This is a genomic window from Halomonas sp. Ps84H-12, from assembly GCF_024124725.1.
Taxonomy (GTDB): Bacteria; Pseudomonadota; Gammaproteobacteria; order Pseudomonadales; family Halomonadaceae; genus Vreelandella; species Vreelandella aquamarina.
In genome coordinates, this window is the sequence record NZ_JAMXSJ010000029.1 from 1 (window position 1) to 23,271 (window position 23,271).

20 protein-coding genes, 3 tRNA genes and 1 pseudogene are annotated in these 23,271 nt (G+C 58.3%); 21 read left to right on the forward strand and 3 right to left on the reverse strand.

All coding sequences use genetic code 11. From position 1 onward, the window contains the following. From NH344_RS13695 to NH344_RS13730, 8 genes and pseudogenes are all read left to right on the forward strand, one after another. A pseudogene (locus NH344_RS13695) lies at nucleotides 1-362 on the forward strand (DNA recombination/repair protein RecA); the annotation flags it as partial. A gap of 38 nt (nucleotides 363-400) precedes the next feature. Continuing rightward, nucleotides 401-862 (forward strand): regulatory protein RecX, encoded by a 462-nt coding sequence (locus NH344_RS13700; RefSeq protein WP_044630005.1) that lies wholly within the window; start codon nucleotides 401-403, stop codon nucleotides 860-862. A 246-nt stretch (nucleotides 863-1,108) separates the two neighbouring features. Next, nucleotides 1,109-3,718 carry an alanine--tRNA ligase gene (gene alaS / locus NH344_RS13705; RefSeq protein WP_253028017.1) on the forward strand — a complete coding sequence of 870 codons (2,610 nt, stop codon included), beginning with the start codon at nucleotides 1,109-1,111 and terminating at the stop codon, nucleotides 3,716-3,718. A gap of 106 nt (nucleotides 3,719-3,824) precedes the next feature. Then, nucleotides 3,825-5,075, forward strand: coding sequence for an aspartate kinase (locus tag NH344_RS13710; protein WP_044630003.1), 1,251 nt, complete (start codon nucleotides 3,825-3,827; stop codon nucleotides 5,073-5,075). A gap of 192 nt (nucleotides 5,076-5,267) precedes the next feature. Continuing rightward, entirely contained in the window at nucleotides 5,268-5,456 is a 189-nt protein-coding gene (csrA, locus tag NH344_RS13715) for a carbon storage regulator CsrA (protein ID WP_009722197.1), read from the forward strand. A 124-nt stretch (nucleotides 5,457-5,580) separates the two neighbouring features. Continuing rightward, a tRNA-Ser gene (locus tag NH344_RS13720) sits at nucleotides 5,581-5,673 on the forward strand. Nucleotides 5,674-5,703: 30 nt separating this feature from the next. Beyond that, nucleotides 5,704-5,780 (forward strand) — tRNA-Arg (locus NH344_RS13725). Between the two features lie 68 nt (nucleotides 5,781-5,848). After that, nucleotides 5,849-5,925, forward strand: a tRNA-Arg gene (locus NH344_RS13730). Between the two features lie 237 nt (nucleotides 5,926-6,162). Here NH344_RS13730 and NH344_RS13735 read toward each other — a convergent pair. Further along, nucleotides 6,163-7,167 carry a tRNA-dihydrouridine synthase gene (locus NH344_RS13735; RefSeq protein ID WP_233420304.1) on the reverse strand — a complete coding sequence of 335 codons (1,005 nt, stop codon included), beginning with the start codon at nucleotides 7,165-7,167 and terminating at the stop codon, nucleotides 6,163-6,165. 127 nt (nucleotides 7,168-7,294) lie between these two features. Here NH344_RS13735 and NH344_RS13740 point away from each other — a divergent pair, with 127 nt between their 5' ends. The 3 genes from NH344_RS13740 to NH344_RS13750 all read left to right on the forward strand — a co-directional run bounded on the left by NH344_RS13740 (nucleotide 7,295) and on the right by NH344_RS13750 (nucleotide 10,781). Continuing rightward, nucleotides 7,295-7,552, forward strand: coding sequence for an OadG family transporter subunit (locus NH344_RS13740; RefSeq protein ID WP_044630001.1), 258 nt, complete (start codon nucleotides 7,295-7,297; stop codon nucleotides 7,550-7,552). Between the two features lie 90 nt (nucleotides 7,553-7,642). After that, nucleotides 7,643-9,445 carry a sodium-extruding oxaloacetate decarboxylase subunit alpha gene (gene oadA / locus NH344_RS13745; RefSeq protein WP_062361590.1) on the forward strand — a complete coding sequence of 601 codons (1,803 nt, stop codon included), beginning with the start codon at nucleotides 7,643-7,645 and terminating at the stop codon, nucleotides 9,443-9,445. 13 nt (nucleotides 9,446-9,458) lie between these two features. Beyond that, the gene (locus NH344_RS13750; protein ID WP_044629999.1) at nucleotides 9,459-10,781 is read left to right on the forward strand and encodes a sodium ion-translocating decarboxylase subunit beta; all 1,323 of its coding nucleotides are present in this window, start codon (nucleotides 9,459-9,461) and stop codon (nucleotides 10,779-10,781) included. A 75-nt stretch (nucleotides 10,782-10,856) separates the two neighbouring features. Here the strand turns inward: NH344_RS13750 and NH344_RS13755 are convergent, their stop codons facing one another. Further along, a complete protein-coding gene (locus NH344_RS13755) occupies nucleotides 10,857-11,474 on the reverse strand; it encodes a YigZ family protein (RefSeq protein WP_235253677.1) in 618 nt (205 codons plus the stop codon). 27 nt (nucleotides 11,475-11,501) lie between these two features. Continuing rightward, entirely contained in the window at nucleotides 11,502-11,957 is a 456-nt protein-coding gene (locus NH344_RS13760; protein WP_228169011.1) for a S24 family peptidase, read from the reverse strand. A gap of 261 nt (nucleotides 11,958-12,218) precedes the next feature. Between NH344_RS13760 and ccmA the strand changes: the two genes are divergently transcribed. The 10 genes from ccmA to smc are packed head-to-tail and all read left to right on the forward strand — an operon-like array spanning nucleotide 12,219 to nucleotide 22,909. Further along, the gene (ccmA, locus tag NH344_RS13765) at nucleotides 12,219-12,839 is read left to right on the forward strand and encodes a cytochrome c biogenesis heme-transporting ATPase CcmA (RefSeq protein ID WP_044629996.1); all 621 of its coding nucleotides are present in this window, start codon (nucleotides 12,219-12,221) and stop codon (nucleotides 12,837-12,839) included. Nucleotides 12,840-12,852: 13 nt separating this feature from the next. Next, complete coding sequence (ccmB, locus tag NH344_RS13770) at nucleotides 12,853-13,587, forward strand: heme exporter protein CcmB (protein ID WP_054641333.1); 735 nt, start codon at nucleotides 12,853-12,855, stop codon at nucleotides 13,585-13,587. A gap of 14 nt (nucleotides 13,588-13,601) precedes the next feature. After that, complete coding sequence (locus tag NH344_RS13775) at nucleotides 13,602-14,342, forward strand: heme ABC transporter permease (protein ID WP_058579617.1); 741 nt, start codon at nucleotides 13,602-13,604, stop codon at nucleotides 14,340-14,342. Beyond that, entirely contained in the window at nucleotides 14,342-14,596 is a 255-nt protein-coding gene (ccmD, locus tag NH344_RS13780; RefSeq protein ID WP_153842159.1) for a heme exporter protein CcmD, read from the forward strand. The genes NH344_RS13775 and ccmD overlap by 1 nt, the downstream gene beginning before the upstream one ends. Beyond that, nucleotides 14,586-15,095: a cytochrome c maturation protein CcmE gene (gene ccmE, locus NH344_RS13785; RefSeq protein WP_044629992.1), complete on the forward strand. Its 510-nt coding sequence runs from the start codon at nucleotides 14,586-14,588 to the stop codon at nucleotides 15,093-15,095. Before ccmD ends, ccmE begins: the two co-directional genes overlap by 11 nt. 50 nt (nucleotides 15,096-15,145) lie before the next feature. Continuing rightward, the gene (locus NH344_RS13790) at nucleotides 15,146-17,152 is read left to right on the forward strand and encodes a heme lyase CcmF/NrfE family subunit (protein ID WP_253028018.1); all 2,007 of its coding nucleotides are present in this window, start codon (nucleotides 15,146-15,148) and stop codon (nucleotides 17,150-17,152) included. Beyond that, the gene (locus tag NH344_RS13795) at nucleotides 17,149-17,676 is read left to right on the forward strand and encodes a DsbE family thiol:disulfide interchange protein (RefSeq protein WP_058579615.1); all 528 of its coding nucleotides are present in this window, start codon (nucleotides 17,149-17,151) and stop codon (nucleotides 17,674-17,676) included. Before NH344_RS13790 ends, NH344_RS13795 begins: the two co-directional genes overlap by 4 nt. Continuing rightward, nucleotides 17,667-18,137 carry a cytochrome c-type biogenesis protein gene (locus NH344_RS13800; protein WP_062372367.1) on the forward strand — a complete coding sequence of 157 codons (471 nt, stop codon included), beginning with the start codon at nucleotides 17,667-17,669 and terminating at the stop codon, nucleotides 18,135-18,137. The genes NH344_RS13795 and NH344_RS13800 overlap by 10 nt, the downstream gene beginning before the upstream one ends. Further along, the gene (ccmI, locus tag NH344_RS13805; RefSeq protein WP_253028019.1) at nucleotides 18,134-19,375 is read left to right on the forward strand and encodes a c-type cytochrome biogenesis protein CcmI; all 1,242 of its coding nucleotides are present in this window, start codon (nucleotides 18,134-18,136) and stop codon (nucleotides 19,373-19,375) included. Before NH344_RS13800 ends, ccmI begins: the two co-directional genes overlap by 4 nt. A 33-nt stretch (nucleotides 19,376-19,408) precedes the next feature. Continuing rightward, nucleotides 19,409-22,909 (forward strand): chromosome segregation protein SMC, encoded by a 3,501-nt coding sequence (smc, locus tag NH344_RS13810; protein ID WP_230834677.1) that lies wholly within the window; start codon nucleotides 19,409-19,411, stop codon nucleotides 22,907-22,909. Nucleotides 22,910-23,271 lie beyond the last annotated feature (362 nt).

The window sequence follows — 23,271 nt, forward strand, 5'->3', positions numbered from 1 at the left end:
CGGGCGACGAAGTCACCGGTAACGAAACCCGCGTGAAAGTCGTCAAAAACAAGGTGGCACCGCCGTTCCGGCAAGCTGAGTTCCAGATCCTTTACGGCAAAGGTATCTACCACGCGGGTGAGGTTATCGATCTTGGCGTGCAGTGCAGCCTAGTGGACAAAGCAGGCGCTTGGTACAGCTATAAAGGCAACAAGATCGGCCAGGGTAAAGCCAATGCGGCGCAGTACCTGGAAGAGCATCCTGAAATCATGAACGAGATTGAAACTCAGATTCGTGATCAGCTACTGGCCAAGGCGGAGCCGAAGAAGGAAGAAGCGCCTGCCGCTGATGTGGCTACAGATAGCGATGATGATCTGCTTTAAGCCGCTACCTCCATTGCATGTGCTAAGAGGGAAACTCGATGTTTTCCTCTAATGTGGATGCTTCTGCACGTGAAGTAGCGATTCAACTACTGGCTCGGCGCGAGTATTCTCGCGCCGAGCTGGCGCGTAAGTTACAGCAAAAAACTTTTGATGCCGATGAAATCTCTGCTTGCCTAGACGCCTTGGCCGAGCAGTCGCTGCAGTCCGATGCACGCTTTGCCGAGAGCTTTATACGCTCGCGTATTTCCAGAGGGCAGGGCCTAATTCGCATTAAAGGCGAGCTTCGCCAACGCGGGGTTGACCAGGAAACTCAGGCCGCCGCGTTGGCAGCAGTAGAAGAGCGTGAAGCGGTAGACTGGTTTGAGCTTGCTCGAGAAACGCTGGAAAGGCGTTTTTCCACTCCGGGTGATTCCCCCAAAGAGCGTGCCAAGCGCGAGCGTTTTTTAGCAGCGCGTGGGTTTGATTTTGAACAAATTCGCTATGCTCTTTCCTGTTTGTAGCCCCGCTCAGGGCTGTCTATAGCCCCGCTCAGGGCTGTCTATAACCCCGCTCAGGGCTGTTACTGCCCTAGCTTACAGCGGCTTTCTTCCTGTTTATTTCTTCTCTGTTTGGGCCGTCTGTTTTGGTTTTGCCACTAACTGCGGCTTTAGTCGTTTGACAACTGCGTTATAATGGTCCCTTTGCGACCCCAGCGGGTGGCGGCGACAGCGCCCTGGGGCATCACGCTTTCTTGTTACGGATACCCTATGAAAAGCGCAGAGATCAGACAGGCCTTTTTAACGTTTTTTGAAGAGCACGGCCACACGGCTGTTCCGTCTAGCTCGCTGGTGCCGGGCAACGACCCGACGCTGCTGTTCACTAATGCGGGCATGGTGCCTTTCAAAGATGTGTTTTTGGGTCGTGACCCTCGCCCCTACGTGCGTGCCACCTCTGCTCAGCGCTGTGTGCGTGCCGGCGGCAAACATAATGACTTGGACAACGTAGGTTACACTGCGCGCCACCACACCTTCTTCGAAATGCTGGGCAACTTCAGCTTTGGCGACTATTTCAAACGTGACGCCATCCGCTTTGCCTGGACATTTTTGACCGAAACCCTGGGGTTACCCAAAGAGAAACTCTGGGTCACCGTACATATCAGCGACGACGAAGCCGAGCGCATCTGGAAAGATGAGATCGGTATCGACCCCGAGCGTTTCTCCAAGCTGGACGAGGACAACTTCTGGCAAATGGGCGACACCGGCCCTTGCGGCCCCAGTTCTGAGATCTTTTTCGATCACGGCCCGGAAGTGTGGGGTGGTCCGCCCGGAAGCCCTGAAGAGGATGGCGACCGCTACATCGAGATATGGAACCTCGTCTTCATGCAGTTCGAGCGCGATGCCCAAGGCACCCTCAATCCACTGCCGAAGCCCTCTATCGATACCGGCATGGGGCTGGAGCGTGTGGCGGCTGTCATGCAGGGTGTGCACTCCAACTACGAAATTGATCTGTTCCAGAATCTTCTTAAGGCGGCAGCAGACGCCACGGGACATAGCGATACCACCGCGCCCTCGCTACGCGTCATCGCTGACCACATTCGCTCCTGTGCTTTCTTGATTGCCGACGGCGTACTGCCCTCCAATGAAGGCCGCGGCTACGTGCTGCGCCGGATTATTCGTCGCGCCATTCGCCACGGCCACAAGCTGGGCGCGGCCGAGCCGTTCTTCCACAAGCTGGTGAGTGCGCTGGATGCCGAAATGGGTGGTGCCTACCCCGAGCTGCGCGAGGCCAGCGAGCAGATCGCCCGCGTACTGCTGAAAGAGGAAGAGCAGTTTGCGCGGACGCTGGATCACGGTATGGGCTTGCTGAACACGGCGCTCGAAGAGCTGCAAGGTGATGTGCTGCCCGGCGAAACCGTGTTCAAACTCTACGACACCTACGGCTTCCCGTTCGATTTGACTGCTGACGTGTGCCGAGAACGTGAAGTGACACTGGATGAAGCCGGTTTCCAGCGTGAACTCGAAGCTCAACGCGAACGCGCTCGTGCCGCCAGCCAGTTTGGCGCGGATTACACGGCCTCTATCGAACTGGACGGCGAAACCCAGTTTACCGGCTACGAGCGGCTGGAAGACCAAGCCACCGTGACCGCCATAGTGGACAGCGAAGGCAATGCTCTGGCGGCTCTGGAAGCGGGCCAGAAGGGCACCGTGGTGCTGGACCGCACGCCATTCTACGGCGAGTCCGGCGGCCAGGTGGGCGATACTGGCTACTTGCACGTCGATGGTGGTCGTTTTCAGGTGAACGATACCCAGAAACAGAGTGGCCACCACCTTCACCAGGGGGTAATGGTCGAAGGGAGTCTGAGTGTCGGCGCCAACGTACGCGGTGAAGTGGACGCCAGCCTGCGCAGCGCGACCATTCGTAACCACTCCGCGACCCACCTGCTGCACAAAGCACTGCGTATGGTGCTGGGCGATCACGTTCAGCAGAAGGGCTCGTTGGTCAACGCCGAGCGTCTGCGTTTTGACTTTAGCCACTTCGAACCGATGACCGCAGAGCAGCTTGCTGAGGTCGAGCGCATCGTCAACGAGCAAATCTTGGCCAACGCGCCGACCAAAATCGAGCAGATGAGCCTCGCCGATGCCAAGGCCAAAGGCGCGGCAGCACTGTTCGAAGCCAAATACGCTGATAACGTGCGCGTATTGACCATCGGTGCCGATGACTTCTCCATCGAGCTTTGCGGCGGTACCCACGTCAAGCGCAGTGGCGACATTGGCTGCTGCCACGTGGTCAGCGAAGTAGGTATTGCCTCGGGTGTGCGTCGTATTGAAGCGATTACCGGCGAAAACGCACTGGCGTATTTCCGTGAGCAAGAAGCCCGCGTTCAGCGGATTAGCGAACGCTTAAAAACCAAGCCAGAGCAAGTGGAAGCGCGTGTCGAATCGCTGGTGGAGCGCAACCGCAGCCTGGAAAAAGAGCTCGAGCAGCTCAAAGCGAAGCTGGCGAGCGCGGCGGGTAGCGATATGCTCAGCCAAGTGCAGGAAGTGGGCGGCGTGAAGCTGCTGGTAACTGAGTTGGATGGCGTGTCTGGTAAAGATCTGCGCGGCGTATTGGATCAGCTGAAAAACAAGCTAGGCTCTGGCGTGATTATGCTAGCCACTGCTGACAAGGCCGCTGGTAAAGTCAGCCTGATTGCTGGGGTCACTTCTGATTTAACTGGCCGTGTTAAAGCGGGCGAGCTGGTTAATCATGTGGCCTCCCAAGTGGGTGGCAAAGGGGGTGGGCGCCCTGATATGGCTCAAGCAGGCGGCAGTCAGCCCGATGCGCTGCCGGATGCGTTGAACAGTGTCCCGGCTTGGTTGGAAAACACACTTCGCTAAATAGAGAGGCCGGTGGCATTATTTGCTACCGGCCTTTTTGCTAGTTAGGAAAGCTGGCAACAATAATATTCACCCTCCATTCCCGAACGTAAAGGAAAAACGGCATATGGCACTATACGTACAGAAGTTCGGCGGCACTTCGGTGGGCTCTGTCGACCGTATCAAGGCCGTGGCGGAAAAAGTTAAAGGCTTTCGCGACCAGGGCCATCAGGTAGTGGTTGTTGTCTCCGCGATGAGCGGCGAGACCAACCGCCTGACCGAAATGGCCCATGCTCTGAACGAGGATCCCGCCCCGCGTGAAATGGATATGTTGCTCTCAACAGGGGAGCAGGTGACCATTTCCCTACTGGCCATGGCGCTACAGCAAATTGGCGTGTCGGCGACCTCGCACACGGGTGCCCAGGTAGGGATTCATACCGACAGCGCCTACACCAAGGCGCGTATTCAGCGTATTGAAACTGACGATCTCAAATCTGACCTGGATGCAGGGAAGGTCGTGGTGGTCGCTGGTTTCCAAGGCGTAGACGAAGACGGCAATATCACCACGCTGGGGCGTGGCGGCTCTGATACCACCGGCGTGGCGCTTGCTGCCGCCTTGGGGGCTGATGAGTGCCAAATCTATACCGACGTAGACGGTGTTTACACCACGGACCCCCGTGTATGTTCCAAAGCGCAGCGCCTTGAAAGCATCACCGTAGAAGAAATGCTCGAACTCGCTAGTTTGGGCTCCAAAGTGCTGCAAATTCGCGCTGTTGAATTCGCCGGTAAATACAACGTGCCGCTGCGGGTACTGTCTAGCTTTGAAGACGGCCCTGGCACCCTGATTGTTGCAGATTCAGACCAAGACGAGGATTCTATGGAAGAACCGCTAATCTCCGGTATCGCGTTTACCAAGAACGAAGCCAAACTCACCCTGCTGAATACGCCGGATGTACCTGGTGTGGCTTCACGTATTTTGGGGCCGATTGCCGACGCGAATATTGAAGTAGATATGATCGTCCAGAACGTTGCACCAGCTGGCGATTACACCGACTTCACCTTCACCGTGGCAAAAGGTGACTATAAAGCCACCAAAAAGCTGCTAGAAGAGACCGTTATTCCTGACCTGGGCGGCGGTGAGCTGCGCGGCGATGACAACATTGCCAAAGTGTCGCTGGTCGGCGTTGGCATGCGCTCTCATGCGGGTGTTGCCTCTAAAATGTTCCGCGTATTGGCCGATGAAAACGTTAATATCCGTATGGTCTCTACTTCAGAAATTAAAATTTCTGTCGTAATTGACGAAAAACATATGGAGCTTGCAGTTAACGCCTTACACAAAGCGTTTGGTCTCGATAAGTCCGATATCGAATCTGAATAACAATTGTGGCCTAAACCTTCTACGCTGAAGTTACTCGCTGCCGTGTGGTGGTGAGCTTTCTTTCAACGGGAGGGTAAGGTGTCATAGGGGCCAAAGCCTTTGGTGGCAGGCGTCACCATGCCGCATAATGGCATGGTGACGCCGCTGGCGGACACATCCCGTTGTATAAAACGTCTGAGAAGGAGATCAGCCATGCTCATCCTAACCCGCCGCGTTGGCGAAACGCTGATGATCGGTGATGAAATTACCGTCACAGTATTAGGTGTGAAAGGTAATCAAGTGCGCATTGGTGTGAACGCACCAAAAGATGTCGCGGTTCACCGTGAAGAGATCTATCAGCGCATTCAGCGTGAACGTAATAGTGAAAGCGAATCAGAATAAATGGCCGCCCGTGTTACGCTCATTAAAGGGCGTTTAAGCGGTGATTTTAGGCCAGCGCGAAAAAAATCGGAATAAGACTGGACACCAGTCATCAAAATCGGTAATATTCGCGCCGTGCCGTTGAGGAGAGGTGGCCGAGTGGCTGAAGGCGCTCCCCTGCTAAGGGAGTATAGGGTTTATAGCCCTATCGAGGGTTCGAATCCCTCTCTCTCCGCCAACTGCATGATGTAACATCGTAATTTGATACGCGCCCGTAGCTCAGCTGGATAGAGTACTTGACTACGAATCAGGTGGTCGGAGGTTCGAATCCTCCCGGGCGCGCCAAGTTGCAAAGCTAAGTGCTTGATGTTACACTGATTTCATTGCTTGATGAATTAGGCAATGACTGAAAAGCGCCCGTAGCTCAGCTGGATAGAGTACCTGACTACGAATCAGGTGGTCGGAGGTTCGAATCCTCCCGGGCGCGCCAGATTTCAAAACCCGCTCTTTAATGAGAGCGGGTTTTCTGTTTTCTAGCCTGACTAACGTGGCTCGCGCGTTAGTCTTGCGATCGTGTAAAGCGCCCCCGCAACTTTGCGGAAGGGCGCTTTTTTTTGGCTCGTAGGAAATGAGGTGGGTCGAACCCGCGTATGGGTCGAAAAAAAGCGCCTCGATAGGCGCTTTATCGGCAGGTTCAACGGCGGCTGGTTCAGGCACTGCGCCCGGCTTAGGCGGGTTCGCAGGCGGCGAGGGCGCTTGCGCTAGGGGTAAGGCTGCCGAGAAGTGCGTCCAAGTCGGTCAGGCGCTTCAGACGCTGAAAATGCTGGTTAGCTTCGGCATTGCCCTGGCGCATTTGTGCAAGCCACTGCTTCACCAGCGACACGACCACGCGGTCAGGAAGGTGTTGGCGCTGGAGCGCGGCGTACTCTTGCAGTACGCTGGCGCGCATTTCCCAAGTGGTTTCCGCCAAACGTTCGCCGGTTTGTTGCCAGTGGCGAATCCGAGGTGCCAGCCAGGGGTCAGCCAGCGCGCTGCGTCCGAGCATCACATCGCAGCAGCCGGAGAGCGTGCGTGCCTTCCAGTAATCCTCAAGCGTCCAGATATCGCCATTGGCCACCACGGGGATCGAGAGGTGGTGGCGCACTTTGCCAATCCACTCCCAGTGAGCGGGTGGGCGATATCCCTCGTCCCGTGTCCGGCCATGTACGACCAAGCGCGCTGCGCCGCCTGCTTCCGTCGCCTGCGCACAGGCCACCGCCAAGCGGCGATTGGCAAATCCCAGGCGAATCTTCGCGGTCACCGGAATTGCGCCGTCTAGCGCCTCTGCGACCGCTTTGACGGCCTGATAGACACGGTCGGGCTGGCGCAGTAGCGATGCGCCGCCGTCGTGGCGGTTCACCAGCTTGGCTGGGCAGCCAAAGTTGAGATCCACGCTAATGGCCCCAAGGGCTAGCGCCTGGCGGGCATTTTCGGCTAGTGCCCTAGGGGCGGAGCCGAGTAGCTGTAGATGGACGGGTACGCCGCTAGGCGTCGCTACCGGGCGGCCGGTGAGTTCGGGGCAGTGTTTGTAAAACACCCGTGGGGGAAGGCGGGTATCCACTACCCTGACAAACTCCGTCACCGTCCAGTCGAAACCGGCCTGACGAGTCAGTAGATCGCGGGTGAGCGCATCGATAACGCCTTCCATCGGTGCAAGACCGATCTTGCCTTTATGTAGTAAATTAACAACCATGACTTCCACTATGGCGCGATTGCATTCTATCCTGAATGTGGCAGGTTAGTGTATTACCCTTATTGCGCCAAGCGCCGTTAGAGGCGTTTGGCGTGCCAATAACCCTATAAAACAAGGAGAGCACGCTATGCAGGGGTCGGAGTTACTCCAAGAGGGGCTCGCTCTAATGGGCCTTGGTATGGGCTTTGTTTTTGTTTTTCTTACTATTTTGGTCATTAGCGTTACGCTGATGTCGAAGTTGATCGACCGCTTTCAGCCTGCTCCAGTGGCAGCGCCAGCGGGTCGAAATAGTGCAAAAACACCCGCCAGTAACGGCCAAAATGACGAAGTTGCCGCGGTGATCAGTGCTGCAGTGCATCGTTACCGCTCGTCCCGCCGTCCGTAAGACGCACGCTTTTGTGTGCCTATTTCGCCCTAATGGCTGTTTTTTTGTTAAATTTACTACATCCATAACGCTAAACTGTGAGCCACGACCATGAACGAAATAAAACGTCCTCTGGGAATCACCGATGTTGTCCTGCGCGATGCGCACCAATCGTTGTTTGCTACGCGCCTGCGCCTAGATGACATGCTGCCCATCGCCGAAAAGCTGGATAAAGTCGGCTACTGGTCTCTGGAAACCTGGGGTGGAGCAACGTTTGATGCGTGTATCCGCTATTTAGGTGAAGACCCGTGGGAGCGTATTCGTGCCCTTAAAGAGGCGATGCCGAACACACCTCAGGCAATGCTGCTGCGCGGCCAAAACCTGCTGGGTTACCGCCACTACGCCGATGACGTAGTTGATAAATTCGTCGAGCGCGCTAAAACCAACGGCGTTGACGTGTTCCGCGTGTTTGACGCTATGAACGACCCGCGCAACCTGGAGCGCGCCATCAAAGCGGTTCGCCAAGTCGGTGGCCATGCACAGGGCACCATTTCCTACACGGTGAGTCCGGTACATACCCTGGATAGCTGGGTAGATCTTGCCAAAACCATTGCTGCAATGGGCGCAGATTCTCTGGCTATCAAGGATATGGCGGGGCTACTCACGCCGTATACCGCTTACGATTTGGTCTCACGGCTGAAAAAAGAGCTCTCCATTCCGGTGCATTTGCACTGCCATGCGACGACCGGCTTATCCACGTCGACCATCCTGAAAGCGGTCGAAGCGGGGGTTGATAACGTCGATACGGCGATCTCCTCCATGTCGATGACCTATGGCCACAGCCCGACTGAATCCGTGGTTGCCATGCTCAAAGATACTGACCGCGACACTGGGCTGGACCTGGAGTTGCTGGAAGATATCGCGGGCTACTTCCGTGAAGTGCGCAAAAAGTACGCTTCTTTTGAAGGTTCGCTGCGCGGCATCGATTCGCGCATTCTGGTGGCCCAGGTCCCGGGCGGCATGCTCACCAACATGGAAAGCCAGCTAAAAGAGCAGGGCGCTGGCGACAAGCTGGATGACGTGCTGAGCGAAATCCCCCGCGTACGCGAAGACCTCGGCTTTATTCCGTTGGTGACGCCCACCTCACAGATTGTGGGCACTCAGGCGGTCATGAACGTCATGATGGGCGAGCGCTACAAGTCGATCTCTAAAGAAGTGCAGGCGCTGCTGAAGGGCGAATACGGCTCTGCCCCGGCACCATTCAATGCCGAATTGCAAAAGCGTGTACTGGAAGGCGGCGAGCCGATTACTTGCCGCCCGGCAGATAACCTCTCTCCAGAAATGGACAAGCTCGCGGCCGAGCTGAAAGAGAAAGCCAGCGCCGATAGCATTCGCCTTGCCGAGGGCGAGCGGGAAGTGGATGACGTGCTGACCTATGCGCTGTTCCCGCAGATTGGCCTGAAATTCCTCAAAAACCGCGACAATAAAGACGCCTTTGAGCCTGCGCCCGAAGCGCCTCAGGCAGCCGCCCCAGCTAAGGCAGAGGCTCCCGCAGCAGCACCTGCGCCTGCCGGTGGTCCGGAAACCTACACCGTGAAGCTCAACGGTAAGGCTTACGTGGTCGAGGTGTCGGAAGGTGGCGAGATTGGCGATATTCAGGAGCAGCCTGCTGCACAGTCTGAGGCCGCCGCCCCAGCGCCCAGCGGTGAAAGCATCGATGCGCCGCTGGCCGGTAACATCTTCAAGGTGAATGTACGCCCAGGCGACCAAGTGGCCGAAGGCGATGTGGTGATTATCCTGGAAGCCATGAAGATGGAAACCGAAGTGCGTGCCAGCAGTGCCGGTACGGTATCGAAAGTCAACGTCAGCGAAGGCGATAGCGTCGCTGTTGGCGATGCACTGATTGAGCTTTAAGGGCAACTCGGGAATGGATAAATTAATTACCTTATGGGAAGGCTCCGGGCTCTATAATCTGGAGCTGGGCCAAGCGGTTATGATCCTGGTAGGGCTTGGGTTGCTCTACCTGGCGATCTACAAGAAGTTTGAGCCCCTGCTGCTGGTGCCAATCGGGTTTGGCGGTATTCTTGCCAATATTCCTGAGGCAGGCTTGGCGATTTCAGCGCTGGATCAAGCGATTGAAGTCGCCAAGCCCGCCGTGCTGCAGCAAATGGCTACAGCGTTGGGCGCGACGCTAGATCCGCTGACTGGGGTAGAGGGTTGGCGCGAGACGCTGAAAGCGATTGCCCATGATTCGGCGGCGCCGGATCAGCTGCGCGCCGCGAAAGATATTGCAGTGAGCGTCGGCTACAGCGACGGCATGCTGTATAACTTCTACAAGGTTGCCATTGGTTCTGGTATCGCGCCGCTACTGATCTTCATGGGCGTAGGGGCGATGACCGATTTTGGCCCGCTGCTGGCCAATCCGCGTACGCTGTTTTTAGGGGCGGCGGCGCAGTTCGGTATCTTTGCCACGCTGTTTGGGGCGGTGCTGCTGACCTCCATGGGCATCATGGATTTCTCGCTCAATCAGGCGGCAGCGATTGGTATTATCGGCGGGGCAGATGGCCCGACCTCTATCTATGTGTCCAGCGTACTTGCGCCGGAGCTGCTGGGGGCGATTGCCGTGGCCGCCTATGCCTATATGGCGCTGGTGCCATTGATCCAACCGCCGATCATGCGCCTTCTGACCACTGAAAAAGAGCGCAAGATCACCATGACGCAGCTGCGTCCGGTCTCCAAGCTCGAAAAAGTGGTCTTCCCGCTGATGCTGTTGATCGCTGTGGCGCTGTTTCTACCGGACGCGGCACCTCTGCTAGGCATGTTCTGCTTTGGTAACCTGATGCGCGAGTGCGGTGTGGTTGAGCGCCTTTCCGATACCGCGCAAAACGCGCTGATCAATATCGTGACGATCATCCTCGGGCTCTCTGTGGGCTCGAAACTGATGGCCGATAGCTTCCTGGCGTTTGAAACCCTGGGTATTCTGGGACTGGGGATCGTAGCCTTCGGCATCGGCACCGCCGCTGGCGTATTGATGGCCAAGCTGATGAACCTAGTCAGCAAAATGCCCATCAACCCGCTGATTGGCGCGGCGGGTGTGTCTGCCGTGCCGATGGCGGCGCGTGTGGCGAATAAGGTGGGTCTGGAAGCGAACCCGCATAACTTCCTACTGATGCACGCCATGGGGCCGAACGTTGCTGGGGTCATTGGTTCGGCAGTGGCTGCCGGTGTGATGATCAAGTACCTGGGCTAAGCGGCTAGTTAGACAGCACGTCTGCCGCTATAGAACGCGGCTTACCGAGCAAGCGCTCGTGTAAGCCGCGTTTTTTTATGTTCGCTGTAGCTCAATGGATGTTTTAAGGCGGTTTTCCAGTCCGCTGATATCCAGCTCGACATCGCGTGGCCAGCCAATGGTTAAGCTCACTCCGTTGCCATCGTACTCCGCCTGTTGCACGGGCAGTGCCTGCTCGTCGCACCAAGCGCGGGCTTGCGCTTCGTGGGCGAAGCGGACCTTTAATAAATAGCTATCCCGCTCGACGACTTCCCGGGTGGGCAGCGTTTCCAGCCCGGCATTGACCGCCTGCGCATAAGCGCGTGCCAAACCTCCGGTACCTAACTTGGTGCCGCCAAAGTAGCGAATCACCACGCAACCAATTTCGCCAATCTGGCTGCCCTGCAACGCCTGGAACATCGGACGGCCTGCGGTTCCGCCGGGCTCGCCGTCGTCGGAAAAGCCAATATGCGTTTGCTCTCCAGGAGGTCCGGCGATAAACGCAGTGCAGTGATGGCTGGCATTCGGGTGGGCAGCTTTGGCCGCTTGAAGCAGCGCGTCGAAGGCGTCGGTGGTAGGAGCGTGGCACACCCAGGCCAAGAACTGACTCTTTTCAACGTCAATCTCGGCGGTGTGCCATGTCTCAGGGGCTAAATCAGGGACTCGATAGCGCAAATAGTACTCCCAGCAGGGTGGATAACGTTAATGGTGCCGGGTTTCCGTTGCGTGGTGGGCTACGCCCATTACCATGCCCAGCACCTGGATATCACAATTATGCAGGAAGACTTCGGACATCGCTGCATCTTCGGGCCATAAATGAATGCCTAAACGGCTGATAGAGAGCTGCTTCAGCGCCACTTCCCGCTGGTTAATCGTTGCTACGACGGTTTCTTGATGAGCGTCGTGCTGGTGGCGATGAATGATGATGACATCGCCGTCGAAGAGGTTGCAGTCGCGCATGCGATCGCCGCGAATACGCAGGGCGTAGGTGTTGCGACGTGTGACGCGAGGGGGTGTGCACGCTTGGCGCGCATGTGATGAGGCGCTGCGAGACGCTAGTGGGGTAGGCGTCGATGGCGCTACCGGTTGAGACAGCGTCTGAGAGGGTACGTAAGAAGGTACGTGAGACGTTACCTGAGGGGATAGGCAAATCGTCATAGTGTGTTCTCCCATGCAGCGCCCGTTGCCAAGGCGTTTGATTGAGTCGATAGCTGTAGTTTTATTCTGTGGTGTCTATTTATACAGTTGTTACAGTATAAGCCTGTTTTTGCATACAGTGCTAGTGCTGTCTCACACCTGGGTTTCTTACGCGGAAATTGAGACAGGTCACGCTGCGACCCAAGACCGCAGAGCGTGACTGGCGAGAAAGGGCCTTTCCGTGTAGAGTTCGACCCAAAATCAACGTGCCTGGAGTGTCTTTTGAGCCTGTGCCTGCAAGCCCGACAATTGGCCTGTGAACGCGACGACCGTTGGCTGTTTGAAGGGCTCGATCTCGATATCCAAAGCGGTGAGATCGTGCGCATTGAAGGCCCCAACGGCAGCGGCAAGACAACGCTGCTGAAAATACTCTCCGGGCAATTAACCGATTACCGTGGCGAGCTTTACTGGAATGGCGAACCCATGCGCCAAGCCCGTGAACATTTTCTCGCCAATTTACTCTATTTAGGTCATGCCCCAGGCGTGAAAGCAGGCCTGTCACCGCTGGAAAATCTAGCTTGGTATCAGGCGCTTAGCGGAGAAAAGGGCAGCGAGCCTGCACGTGAGGCAGCGTTGGCTGCCGTTGGGTTGGCGGGGTTTGAAGATGTTCCTGCCGGCCAGCTTTCCGCCGGGCAGCAGCGGCGCGTGGCGCTGGCACGCCTGACCCTGACCCAGCGGGCGCTGTGGGTGCTCGACGAGCCTTTCACCGCGATTGATCGCCAAGGGGTGGCGGCGCTAGAGGCGCAGCTGGTGGCGCATGCGCAGTCTGGCGGCTGCGTTCTGGTCACTACTCACCACGCATTGACCGAGTCACCTGTGCTTAGGCGCATTCAGCTGGGGTAAGAAGGAGACAGCGTTGCAACGTTCACACGCTCAACTGAGCACCCCAGAGGTGGCTATCCATGCTCCCCAGGGCGGTCTGCTGGTGGCCATAAAGGCAACCCTCAAACGCGACCTCACCCTGATGCTGCGCCGTCGTGGCGAAGTGCTCAATCCGCTGGTGTTCTTTGCGCTGGTGATTACCCTGTTTCCCATTGGTATTTCACCGGATCCAGAGCTGTTGGCAAGCATTGCGCCAGGGCTTTTATGGGTGGCCGCACTGCTCGCGGCACTGCTTTCGCTGGATAGCCTGTTTCGCAGCGACTACGACGATGGCAGCCTGGAACAACTATTACTGGCACCCCAGCCGCTGGCGGCGCTGGGGTTGGCAAAAGTGGCGGTACATTGGTTGCTGACGGGGCTGCCGCTGGCACTGATGGCACCGCTGCTGGGCATCATGCTGTCGCTTCCAGCGGGAAGCTACGCCGTGCTAGCGCTGTCGTTGGCACTCGGTACGGCCAGCTTGAGCTTAATTGGGGCGATCGGAGCGGCGCTAACAGTAGGGCTGGCCCGTGGCGGTGTGCTGCTCTCGCTGCTGGTGCTGCCGCTCTATATACCAGTACTAATTTTCGGCGCAGGTGCCGTACAAGCCGCTATTTTTGGCGAGGGTATTGCCGCGCATCTGGCGATTTTAGGCGCACTGTTAGCGCTGGCGCTGATGTTGGCTCCCTGGGCCATTGCGGCATCGCTGCGCATCAGCATTAACGGTTAGAGGACGGGAACACCATGTGGGCCTTTATCAACAAACTAAGATCACCCAAGTGGTTCTATGCCATTAGCGCCAAGCTGCAGCCACTTTTTTGGGTGGCGGCGACGCTACTGCTGCTGGTAGGCACCGTCTGGGGGTTGGCCTTTGCGCCTGCGGACTATCAACAGGGCAATAGTTTTCGCATCATTTATGTCCACGTACCCGCCGCATTCCTAGCCCAATCCATCTTTGTCTCCATGGCGGTCTCCGGGCTGGTATTCATGGTCTGGAAGATCAAAGTGGCGGATATGGTCGCCACCGTGATGGCCCCGCTGGGTGCCGCGATGACCTTCGTAGCGCTTTTTTCGGGCGCAGTATGGGGCGTGCCCACCTGGGGAACCTGGTGGATGTGGGATGCACGGCTTACCTCCATGCTGATTCTGCTGTTTCTCTACCTGGGCGTAATTGCCTTGCGCGGTGCGTTTAGCAGCCGCGATAGCGGTTCCCGTGCCGCGTCGGTGCTAGCGATGGTGGGCGTGATCAACATTCCGATTATTAAGTACTCAGTGGATTGGTGGTACACCCTTCACCAGCCCGCCACCTTTACGATTACCGGCCGCGCTGCCATGACCATGGATATGTGGGCGCCGCTGCTCATCATGGTGTTGGGCTTTTACAGTTTTTTCATTGCGCTCACACTGATGCGCACGCGTAGCGAAATTCTGCGTCGTGAAGCCAATAAGCGCTGGGTGCGCGAGCTTGCCGAGGAGACGAACTAATGGCCTTTTCCTCGCTAAACGAATTTTTTGCCATGGGCGGTCACGCGGTCTACGTGTGGGCTGCCTGGGGAGTTACTGCGCTGTTGATGCTAATGATCGTGTGGCACGCACGTCAGGAGCGCCGCCAGCTACTCAACGTGGTAAAGCGCCGGGCGCGTCGTGAAAATGCCCAGCGCAACGCTCAGCCATCGCACGCGCAGCCCCTGCAAGAGCCAGTTAACTCTGCTCAGAAGGACGTTCACTATGACGCCTAAACGTAAACAGAAGCTGTTTGTTATCTTAGGGCTATTGTCGCTCACCGCCATTGCGGTGGGGCTCACCCTGTATGCGCTGCGCGCCAACATCAATCTGTTTTTCAGCCCGGTACAAATTGCCCAAGGCGATGCCCCCATGGAGCGCCAAATTCGCGCGGGGGGCATGGTCAAAGAGGGCTCTGTGTCCCGCGACCCGGAAAGCCTCGATGTTGAGTTCGTAGTGACTGACTACGTGGATGATCTAGAGGTCTACTACAGCGGTATTCTGCCGGACCTATTCCGTGAAGGGCAGGGCGTGGTGGTGGTCGGCGAACTGCAGGCCGATGGCCGACTCTACGCCGATAAGGTGTTGGCACGCCACGATGAAAACTACATGCCGCCCGAAGTGGCGCAGGCATTGGAAGAAGCAGGCTACTCCCCGGCAGACTTTCAAGCGAAAGCTGCCGAAGTGGGCAAGCGCCTAGAGCAGGAAGGCTCCCCAGAAGGAAGCGACTATTAACGACTGCACGCACGCTGTGCGATAAAGCCTGATGCTAATTCGGAGCACCCATGTTGATTAAGATCATTCCTGAAATCGGCCACTTTGCCCTGGTCATCGCGCTACTCATGGCGGTGGTTCAGGCGGTGATGCCGCTTGCCGGGGCTGCCACGCGTCGCCCGCTGTGGATGGCCTATGGTCGTCCCATGGCCATCGGCCAATTCCTGTTTGTGACCATTGCCTACCTCTGCTTGACCGCCAGCTACATGCTGGACGATTTCAGCGTGGCTAATGTCGCTAACAACTCCAACTCTCTGCTGCCCTGGTACTACAAATTCAGCGCCGTGTGGGGTAACCATGAAGGCTCGGTGCTGCTATGGAGCTTGATGCTGGCGGGTTGGGGATTCGCGGCATCGGTCTTCTCGGGCGACTTGCCCCGCGACATGGTGGCCAGAGTGCAGGGCATCATGGGCATGGTGTGTGTGGGCTTCTTGCTCTTCATTTTGATGACCTCCAACCCCTTCGAGCGCTTGCTGCCGAACATGCCGCAAGATGGCGCCGACTTGAATCCGCTGCTACAGGACTTTGGCCTGATCGTGCACCCGCCGATGCTCTATATGGGTTACGTAGGTTTCTCGGTAGTGTTTGCCTTCGCCATCGCTGCGCTGTTGGGCGGGCGCCTGGACGCTGCCTGGACCCGCTGGGCACGGCCCTGGACCAACGTGGCCTGGGCATTTTTGACGGTCGGGATCGCGCTAGGTAGCTGGTGGGCCTATTACGAACTAGGTTGGGGCGGCTGGTGGTTCTGGGATCCAGTAGAGAACGCCTCGCTGCTGCCTTGGCTTACCGGCACGGCGCTGGTGCACTCGCTGGCGGTGACCGAAAAGCGCGGCTCGTTCAAGAGCTGGACGGTGTTGTTGGCGATCTCGACGTTCTCGCTGTCGCTGATGGGCACCTTCCTGGTACGCTCGGGGGTACTGACGTCGGTTCACGCCTTTGCCAACGATCCCTCGCGTGGCTTCTTCATCCTGATGCTGCTGGCGATCACCGTCACGCTATCGCTGCTGGTGTTTGCACTGCGTGCACCGCGCGTCAGCCATAAAGTGGGGTTCAACTGGCTTTCGCGGGACTCCCTGCTGCTGATCAACAACATCCTGCTGGTCATCATGACCGTGACGGTGCTGCTGGGCACCGTATACCCGCTGATTCTGGACTCTTTGGGGCTGGGTAAAATCAGCGTAGGCCCGCCTTACTTCAATGCGCTGTTCGTACCGCTCACCGTGGTGATGTGTGTCTTCATGGGCTTGGGGCCGGTGGCGCGTTGGAAAAGCATGAGTGGTCGTGAGCTGTGGCGTAAGCTAGGTCTCGCGGCGGCAGCTGCCATTGTGCTGGGTGTAGCCATGCCGTTGGTCTACGGCGGCGAATGGAATTTGTGGGTGTCATTGGGAATCGTGTCGGCGCTATGGATCGTGCTGCCCATGGTGCGCGACCTGTTCGACAAGACCCGTCACGCCAGCTCGTTTGTCGCCGGGCTGCGCAAGCTCTCGCTCTCTTATTGGGGAATGGTGCTGGGCCACGTGGGCATTGCGGTGACCATCGTGGGCGTTGCCGTCGTTTCGAACTACAACATCGAACGCAACGTGCGCATGTCGCCGGGCACCACCGTGGAAGTGGCGGGCTATCAGTTCACCATGACGGAACTCACCAACCGACGTGGCCCCAACTTCCTGGCCGATACTTCGATCATTCAGGTACAGCGCGGAGACGAGGGACGCAGCTTCGTGATGCGCCCCGAGAAGCGCCTTTACCTCGCCACCGGCATGCCCATGACCCAAGTTGCGCTGCGCCCTGGTTTGTTCCGCGACCTCTATGTGGCCATGGGTGAAGACCTGGGCGACGGCAGCTATGCCATGCGCGTCCAGTACAAGCCGTTTGTGCGCTGGCTGTGGTTAGGCGGCCTGCTCATGGCCTTCGGCGGCATCTTGGCCGTAGCGGATAAGCGCTACCGCCGCGCAGCCGCGCGCCAACCTGCATCCTCACGTATTAATCAATCTCCGTCACAGGAGGCCACGGTATGACACGCCGCCTGCTGTTGCTTCTTTTACCCATCGGTTTTGTGGGCATCGCGCTGTTTCTCTATCAAGGGCTGGGGCGCGACCCTTCACAGCGAGACTCAGCGCTGATGGCGCGGGATTTTCCTGCGTTCGAAGCCTCCACGTTGCGGGATGCCAACCGTCAGGTGGATCAATCGCTGCTGACAGGGGAGGTCACGCTCGTCAACGTATGGGGCGAATGGTGTCCCGCCTGCAAGCAGGAAATGCCGCAGCTGTTAGAACTCGCTGATAACGGCATCCGTATGGTGGGCATCAACTACCGAGATACCCGCGAGAAAGGCTTAGAGTTTTTAAGCGAGTTTGGCGACCCCTTTGAAGTGAATGTTTTCGACCCTGAAGGCAGCCTGGGCTTTGATCTTGGCGTTTACGGCGCACCGGAAACGTTCTTGGTGGATGCCGATGGAGTGATTCGCTACCACCATAAAGGCTACGTGTCACCTGAAGACGTTCGTGAACGCATCCTGCCGGAGGTAGAAAAATGGCGTTAATGCGTGGGATCTTCGCCGTGATGCTGCTGGCACTGGCGGGCAGTGTCGTGGCGGCAGGCATTGAAGTTCGCGAGTTCGACGACCCGGTGATGGAGCAGCGCTACCGTGACCTCACGGCCTCCATGCGCTGCCCGTTATGCGAAAACCAGGCTATCGATGACTCGGACGCGCCGATCTCTGGTGATATGCGCGAGCGGGTCTATCAGCTGCTTCAAGATGGTCAGTCGGATATCGAAATCATCAACCACATGGTGCAGCGCTTTGGGGAGTACATCCTCTACAACCCGCGCCTGGAAAACCGCACCTACCTGCTGTGGGGGCTACCCATTGGGTTGGTGGTGCTAGGCATGCTGGTCGTCGTGCTGATGGTACGCGCCCGCCGCAATGCATCTGCGAAAGCGTTGAGCGCAGAAGAACGCGCCCGCTTGGATGCTCTGATCAACCGCGAGAGGTCTTCATGACACCGCTCTGGATAGCGATTGCACTACTGTTATTGCCTGCTCTATGGCTGCTGATTGCCCCCATGCGCGGTGCCCGCGTTCTGCGCGACCAGCTAGATCACTTTGAAGCCAACGATACGTCTGCCGAGCAGAACGTGGCGATTTTCCAGCGGCGCATGGCGTCCCTGGAAGCGGCATGCGAGCGTGGCGACATCGACGACGCTCGTTTTAATGAAGATCGCCTAGAGCTAGAGCGCAGCCTGCTGGAAGATACTGCCACTCAGGCCAAGCGGCCACTGAAAGCTGCGAGCGCTGGACGGCTGGTGGTGCCGCTGGTCATGGTAGCGGTGGTGGGTGCCAGTACGTTTTGGTATCAGCAAAACGGTGCCGAAGGAGACCTGACGCTCTACGCGATTCAAGAAGAGATCAGAAACGACCCGGAAGGCTCGTTGATGATGTTCCTGGAGCGCATGGAGGCCGAAGCCGAGCGCCAGCCTAACAACCCCAACGTGTGGAGCTCGCTGTTTCGACTCTACCGGGATACCGGTCAGCCTGACAAAGCAGTCGATGCGCTGGAGCGCTTGATCGCCATCGAAGGGCGCATTCCGCCGCTGCTCGCTCAGTTGGCGCAGCTCCGCTTCTTCATGGCCGAGCGGGAGTTAACGCCCGAGGTACAGGCGCTGGTCGATGAAACGCTTGAGCTAGACCCCCGTCAGCCCACCGTGTTGGGGCTTCTGGGCATTCACGCCTTCGATAACGGTGATTATGAAACGGCCGTCGACCGTTGGCGCCGTGCCGTTGCCAATATTTCAGACCCAGAGACGGCTGCTTCCCTGCGTGATGGTATCCGTGTGGCCCAAGAGCGCATGGGTGTCGCACCGGAGCCATCTGCCGCCGCTCAGGGCCAAGGCGTGCGGGTGAGCGTCTCGCTGGATGAGGCGCTGGCAGACCGTGTCAGCGACGATGCGACGGTGTTCATTACCGCACGGGACATCGACGGCGAGCTGCCGCCGCTGGCAGTGATCCGCGCGCAGGTTGCCGATCTGCCGATGACCGTGGTGCTGGACGACACCGCCGCCATGTCGCCGCAAGCGCAAATCTCCCAGGTGCGTGAAGCGCGCCTGGTGGTGCGTGTCTCGGAATCTGGGCAGGCCACGCCGCAGCCTGGGGATCTGTTTGGCGATTTGGCGAGCGTTAGCGTCGGCCCCATTCGCGAAGACGCTACCGCCAATGTCGTTATCAACCGTGTTTTTGAATAACCACCACGTAAGCTACCGCTGCTAAGGGTCGCAATGCGCTTAACCTCTATACGTCTCGTTGGGTTCAAGTCCTTTGTCGATCCGGTCACCGTGCCCTTCGATGGCAACATGACGGCCATCGTTGGGCCCAACGGCTGCGGTAAATCCAATATTATCGACGCCGTGCGCTGGGTGATGGGGGAGTCCTCCGCCAAAACCCTGCGCGGCGAATCCATGGCCGACGTTATCTTCAACGGCTCTACCGGGCGTAAGCCGGTAGGGCAGGCCTCTATCGAGCTGAAGTTCGATAACCGCGATGGCGGCATGGGCGGTTTATACGCCCAGTACTCAGAAATTGCCGTCAAACGCCTGGTGACCCGGGATGGCCAGTCCAACTACTTCTTCAACGGCCAGAAGTGCCGCCGCCGGGATATCGCCGACCTGTTCATGGGGACCGGCCTAGGCCCGCGCTCCTACGCCATTATCGGCCAGGGGATGATCTCGCGGCTGATCGAAGCGCGCCCGGACGACCTGCGTGCCACCCTCGAAGAAGCCGCGGGGATCTCCAAGTACAAAGAGCGCCGTCGGGAAACCGAAAACCGCATGCGGCGCACCCAGGAGAACCTGGAGCGCCTGGACGATATTCGCGAAGAGCTGGATAAACAGCTCGAACGCCTCAAGCGCCAAGCGGAAGCCGCCAAGCGTTACCAAGAGCTCAAACAGCAAGAGTATCGCTTAAAAGGCGAGTTGGCGCTGCTGCGCGGCCGATCCCTGCGGGCCGAACAGTCTCACCAAGAGAGCCGTGTCCGCGAGCTGGAAATTGCCGTCGAAAAAGACGTGTTTGGCGTGCGTCAGTGCGAAACCCGCCTGGAGCAGGCCCGCGAACAGCACGACGAGCTGGCCGACGTGTTGGACCGCCACCAGCAGCAGTTTTATGAAACCACCACGCGCATTGCCCGCTTAGAGCAGGACCAGGCCCACCGCCGCAGCCGCGAAGCGCAGTTGGCCAATGACATTGCCACCGCCCGACGGGATCTCGACGAGCAGCGCCAGGTCAGCGAGGGCGACCAGGAGCGGCTCGCGGTGATCGACGAGCGCTTTGAGGAGCTGCTGCCCGAGCATGAAGCGCTGGAAGAGCAGCTCGAATTGCTCGAGCAGACCCTGGCCGACGCAACGCCAGCGCTGGAAGCCGCTGAACAGCAGTGGGCCGACGCCGAAAACCGCTGGCGCGAGGCCAGCCGCGATGCCGACCGTAGCCAAGACCAACTGCGCGACTTAGAGCAACGTATTGCCCGCCTGCAGGCAGAAGGGCAGCGCCGCCGCCAGCAGCGCGGCGAGCTGGCCGACATGACTGCGCTACAAAACGAGCACGCCGAATACCAAGCCCGCCTGGAAGAAGCCGACCAACGTGCCGACGCCTTCCAAGTGGAGCGAGAACAGTGGCAGCAGCGCTACAGCGATGCCAAAAGCGCCTACCAGCAAGCGGTAACCTGCCGCGACGAGCAGCGCGCTGCGCTGAGCCAGCAGCAGGGTGAACTTGCCTCGCTGCAGGCGCTGATGGATGCCGCTCTGGCCGATCACGACCCTCAGCTAAGCGAAACGCTGGCCGCTCATGGCCTCGCCGATGCATCCCGCTTAGGTGAAGCCATTTCGGTCAGCCAAGGCTGGGAGCGGGTTATTTCCTGGCTACTCGCCCCTTGGTTAAACGCCCGACTGGTAGCCACCCATCAGTTAAACGCGCTGCCCGAAGCGCTAGCGACGGAGTGGTGCTTGATTGATCAAGCGCCGCCTTCCACAGCCACGGCGGGCCCAGGCAATCGCCTCAGCGATTTGGTGAAAGGCGCAGGCGCGCTAACGGAGTGGTTAGCAAGTATTCACTATGTTGATACCGCCGAGGTGGCCGAAGCGCTGCTGGCTAGGCTTGCCCCTGGTGAGAGTGTGGTCAGCCAAGACGGAGTATGGCGCGGTCGCGGTTGGCTGCATCAGCAATCCAATGGCGAAGGCGTCGATGCGCTACTGGTCACTCGTCGCCGCTATGAGGAGCTGGCCGCAGAGCGTGAGCGGGCGGAAGAGGCGCTGGCGCTCTTGGATGAACAGTGCGAAGCCGCCAACGAGACGATTGAAACGTTAGAACTGACCCGTGAGCAGCAGGCGGAGCAGGAGCGCGACCACGCGGCCACCCGCCAACAGCTAGCAGTGCAAGAGCAGCGGCTTGCCCAACGCCTTGAGCATCTCTCCAGCCGCGCCATGGAGCTGGACGACGAACTCGCGCAACTGCAAGAAGATGAGGCGGAGTTAACGCTTACTTTAGAAGAGCAGCGCGCTCGTTGGCACACGGCCATGGAGCAACTGGAAACCGCCGCAGAAGCGCGAGAAACCAGCGCCGAGCAGCGCCACCGCCAGCGTGAGCAGCGCGAGCAGCTCAACCAGCAGTATGCCCCGCTCAAAGCGCGTCAGCAGGCGTTGGCCCTGGAGCGTGAGCGCTTAAAAGCCGAGCGCGACAGCCTGCGCGCGCAGCAGGCCCGCTCAAGCGATACTGAAGAGCGCCTCTCGCTGCGTATTGCCGAGCTGGAAGAGTCCCGTGAAATGCTGGTCGAGCCCGACGAGCTGGCCGCTGAGGAGCTCGAAGAGCTGCTTCACCAGCGCGAACAGCAGGAGCGGCGGCTCAACGAGACGCGCCAGCAGGCACAAGCGCTGGCCGAGCAGCTGCGCAACGATGAGTTAGCCCGCCAGCAGCATGAGCGCAATCTGGAACAGAGCCGCGAACAGCTCCAGCAGCGCCGCATGGAGGTGCAGGCGCTGGCGCTCAAAGCCGCCACCCAGGATGAGCAGTTAGCAGAACTAGGCCACGATGCCGATGCGCTCGCCAGCACGCTGCCCAGCGATGCCAGCGAACCTGCGTGGCAAGAGCGTTTGGAAAGTACCTCGGAAAAAATCCGCCGCCTGGGGGCGATCAACCTTGCGGCCATCGAGGAGTACGATCAGCAGGCCGAGCGGCGTAATTACCTAGAAGCCCAGCATGCCGAGCTCACCGAAGCACTGGAAACGCTGGAGCGGGCGATCAAGCGGATCGATCAAGAAACCCGCGTCCGTTTCCGGGAGACGTTCGATCAGGTCAATAACGGTCTGCAAACGCTCTTTCCCCGTGTGTTTGGCGGTGGGGCGGCGTGGCTGACGCTGACCGGTGATGACCTGTTGGAAACCGGCGTGGCCATCATGGCCCGCCCGCCGGGTAAGAAGAACAGCACGATTCATCTGCTATCCGGTGGGGAAAAAGCCCTAACTGCGCTGTCGCTGGTCTTTGCCATTTTCCAGCTCAACCCGGCCCCGTTCTGTATGCTGGATGAGGTCGACGCTCCGCTGGATGACGCCAACGTTGGCCGCTACGCCAAGCTGGTGAAAGAGATGTCCGAAAGCGTGCAGTTCATCTATATCACCCACAACAAGATTGCCATGGAAGCCGCCGAGCGCCTGATGGGGGTCACCATGCAAGAGCCCGGCGTTTCACGTTTGGTTTCCGTGGGTATCGATGAGGCCGCTGAGTTGGTCGAATAGTGCGTGTGGCTCATGGCTGCGCCGTGTTGCGACTTCCCTAGAGTTTCCTTATTTGCCAAGGCGTGCCTGTCACCTGGGTGCGCCAGCGCAAGCGGATAGTAACGCCATGCCCACGAAATGCTTTGATAACAGCAAGTTGTTGAAAAAACGTGGTGTTGGCGGTGGGGTCGTCGCGGCCGTATAGGCTTAAGTCCCGCTTATCGCTTGCGAATCATTACCTGTTGTTAAAGCGCAATGCGTTCATAAGAAACTAGCGATAGTGAAAAACATTCACTAGCATAACGTTTAAATAGGGTGAACTGAGTGGGTAGCGGCCTCACACGGCACTCCGCGTTTGGCCACCCGTATCAGAGATGGAATGA

Bases quoted from the DNA above. Each gene is read 5' to 3' on its own strand.
- NH344_RS13700 (WP_044630005.1), top strand. From the start codon at position 401: ATGTTTTCCTCTAATGTGGATGCTTCTGCACGTGAAGTAGCGATTCAA.
- alaS (WP_253028017.1), top strand. From the start codon at position 1,109: ATGAAAAGCGCAGAGATCAGACAGGCCTTTTTAACGTTTTTTGAAGAG.
- NH344_RS13710 (WP_044630003.1), top strand. From the start codon at position 3,825: ATGGCACTATACGTACAGAAGTTCGGCGGCACTTCGGTGGGCTCTGTC.
- csrA (WP_009722197.1), top strand. From the start codon at position 5,268: ATGCTCATCCTAACCCGCCGCGTTGGCGAAACGCTGATGATCGGTGAT.
- NH344_RS13735 (WP_233420304.1), bottom strand. From the start codon at position 7,167: ATGGTTGTTAATTTACTACATAAAGGCAAGATCGGTCTTGCACCGATG.
- NH344_RS13740 (WP_044630001.1), top strand. From the start codon at position 7,295: ATGCAGGGGTCGGAGTTACTCCAAGAGGGGCTCGCTCTAATGGGCCTT.
- oadA (WP_062361590.1), top strand. From the start codon at position 7,643: ATGAACGAAATAAAACGTCCTCTGGGAATCACCGATGTTGTCCTGCGC.
- NH344_RS13750 (WP_044629999.1), top strand. From the start codon at position 9,459: ATGGATAAATTAATTACCTTATGGGAAGGCTCCGGGCTCTATAATCTG.
- NH344_RS13760 (WP_228169011.1), bottom strand. From the start codon at position 11,957: ATGACGATTTGCCTATCCCCTCAGGTAACGTCTCACGTACCTTCTTAC.
- NH344_RS13775 (WP_058579617.1), top strand. From the start codon at position 13,602: ATGTGGGCCTTTATCAACAAACTAAGATCACCCAAGTGGTTCTATGCC.
- ccmD (WP_153842159.1), top strand. From the start codon at position 14,342: ATGGCCTTTTCCTCGCTAAACGAATTTTTTGCCATGGGCGGTCACGCG.
- ccmE (WP_044629992.1), top strand. From the start codon at position 14,586: ATGACGCCTAAACGTAAACAGAAGCTGTTTGTTATCTTAGGGCTATTG.
- NH344_RS13790 (WP_253028018.1), top strand. From the start codon at position 15,146: ATGTTGATTAAGATCATTCCTGAAATCGGCCACTTTGCCCTGGTCATC.
- NH344_RS13795 (WP_058579615.1), top strand. From the start codon at position 17,149: ATGACACGCCGCCTGCTGTTGCTTCTTTTACCCATCGGTTTTGTGGGC.
- NH344_RS13800 (WP_062372367.1), top strand. From the start codon at position 17,667: ATGGCGTTAATGCGTGGGATCTTCGCCGTGATGCTGCTGGCACTGGCG.
- ccmI (WP_253028019.1), top strand. From the start codon at position 18,134: ATGACACCGCTCTGGATAGCGATTGCACTACTGTTATTGCCTGCTCTA.
- smc (WP_230834677.1), top strand. From the start codon at position 19,409: ATGCGCTTAACCTCTATACGTCTCGTTGGGTTCAAGTCCTTTGTCGAT.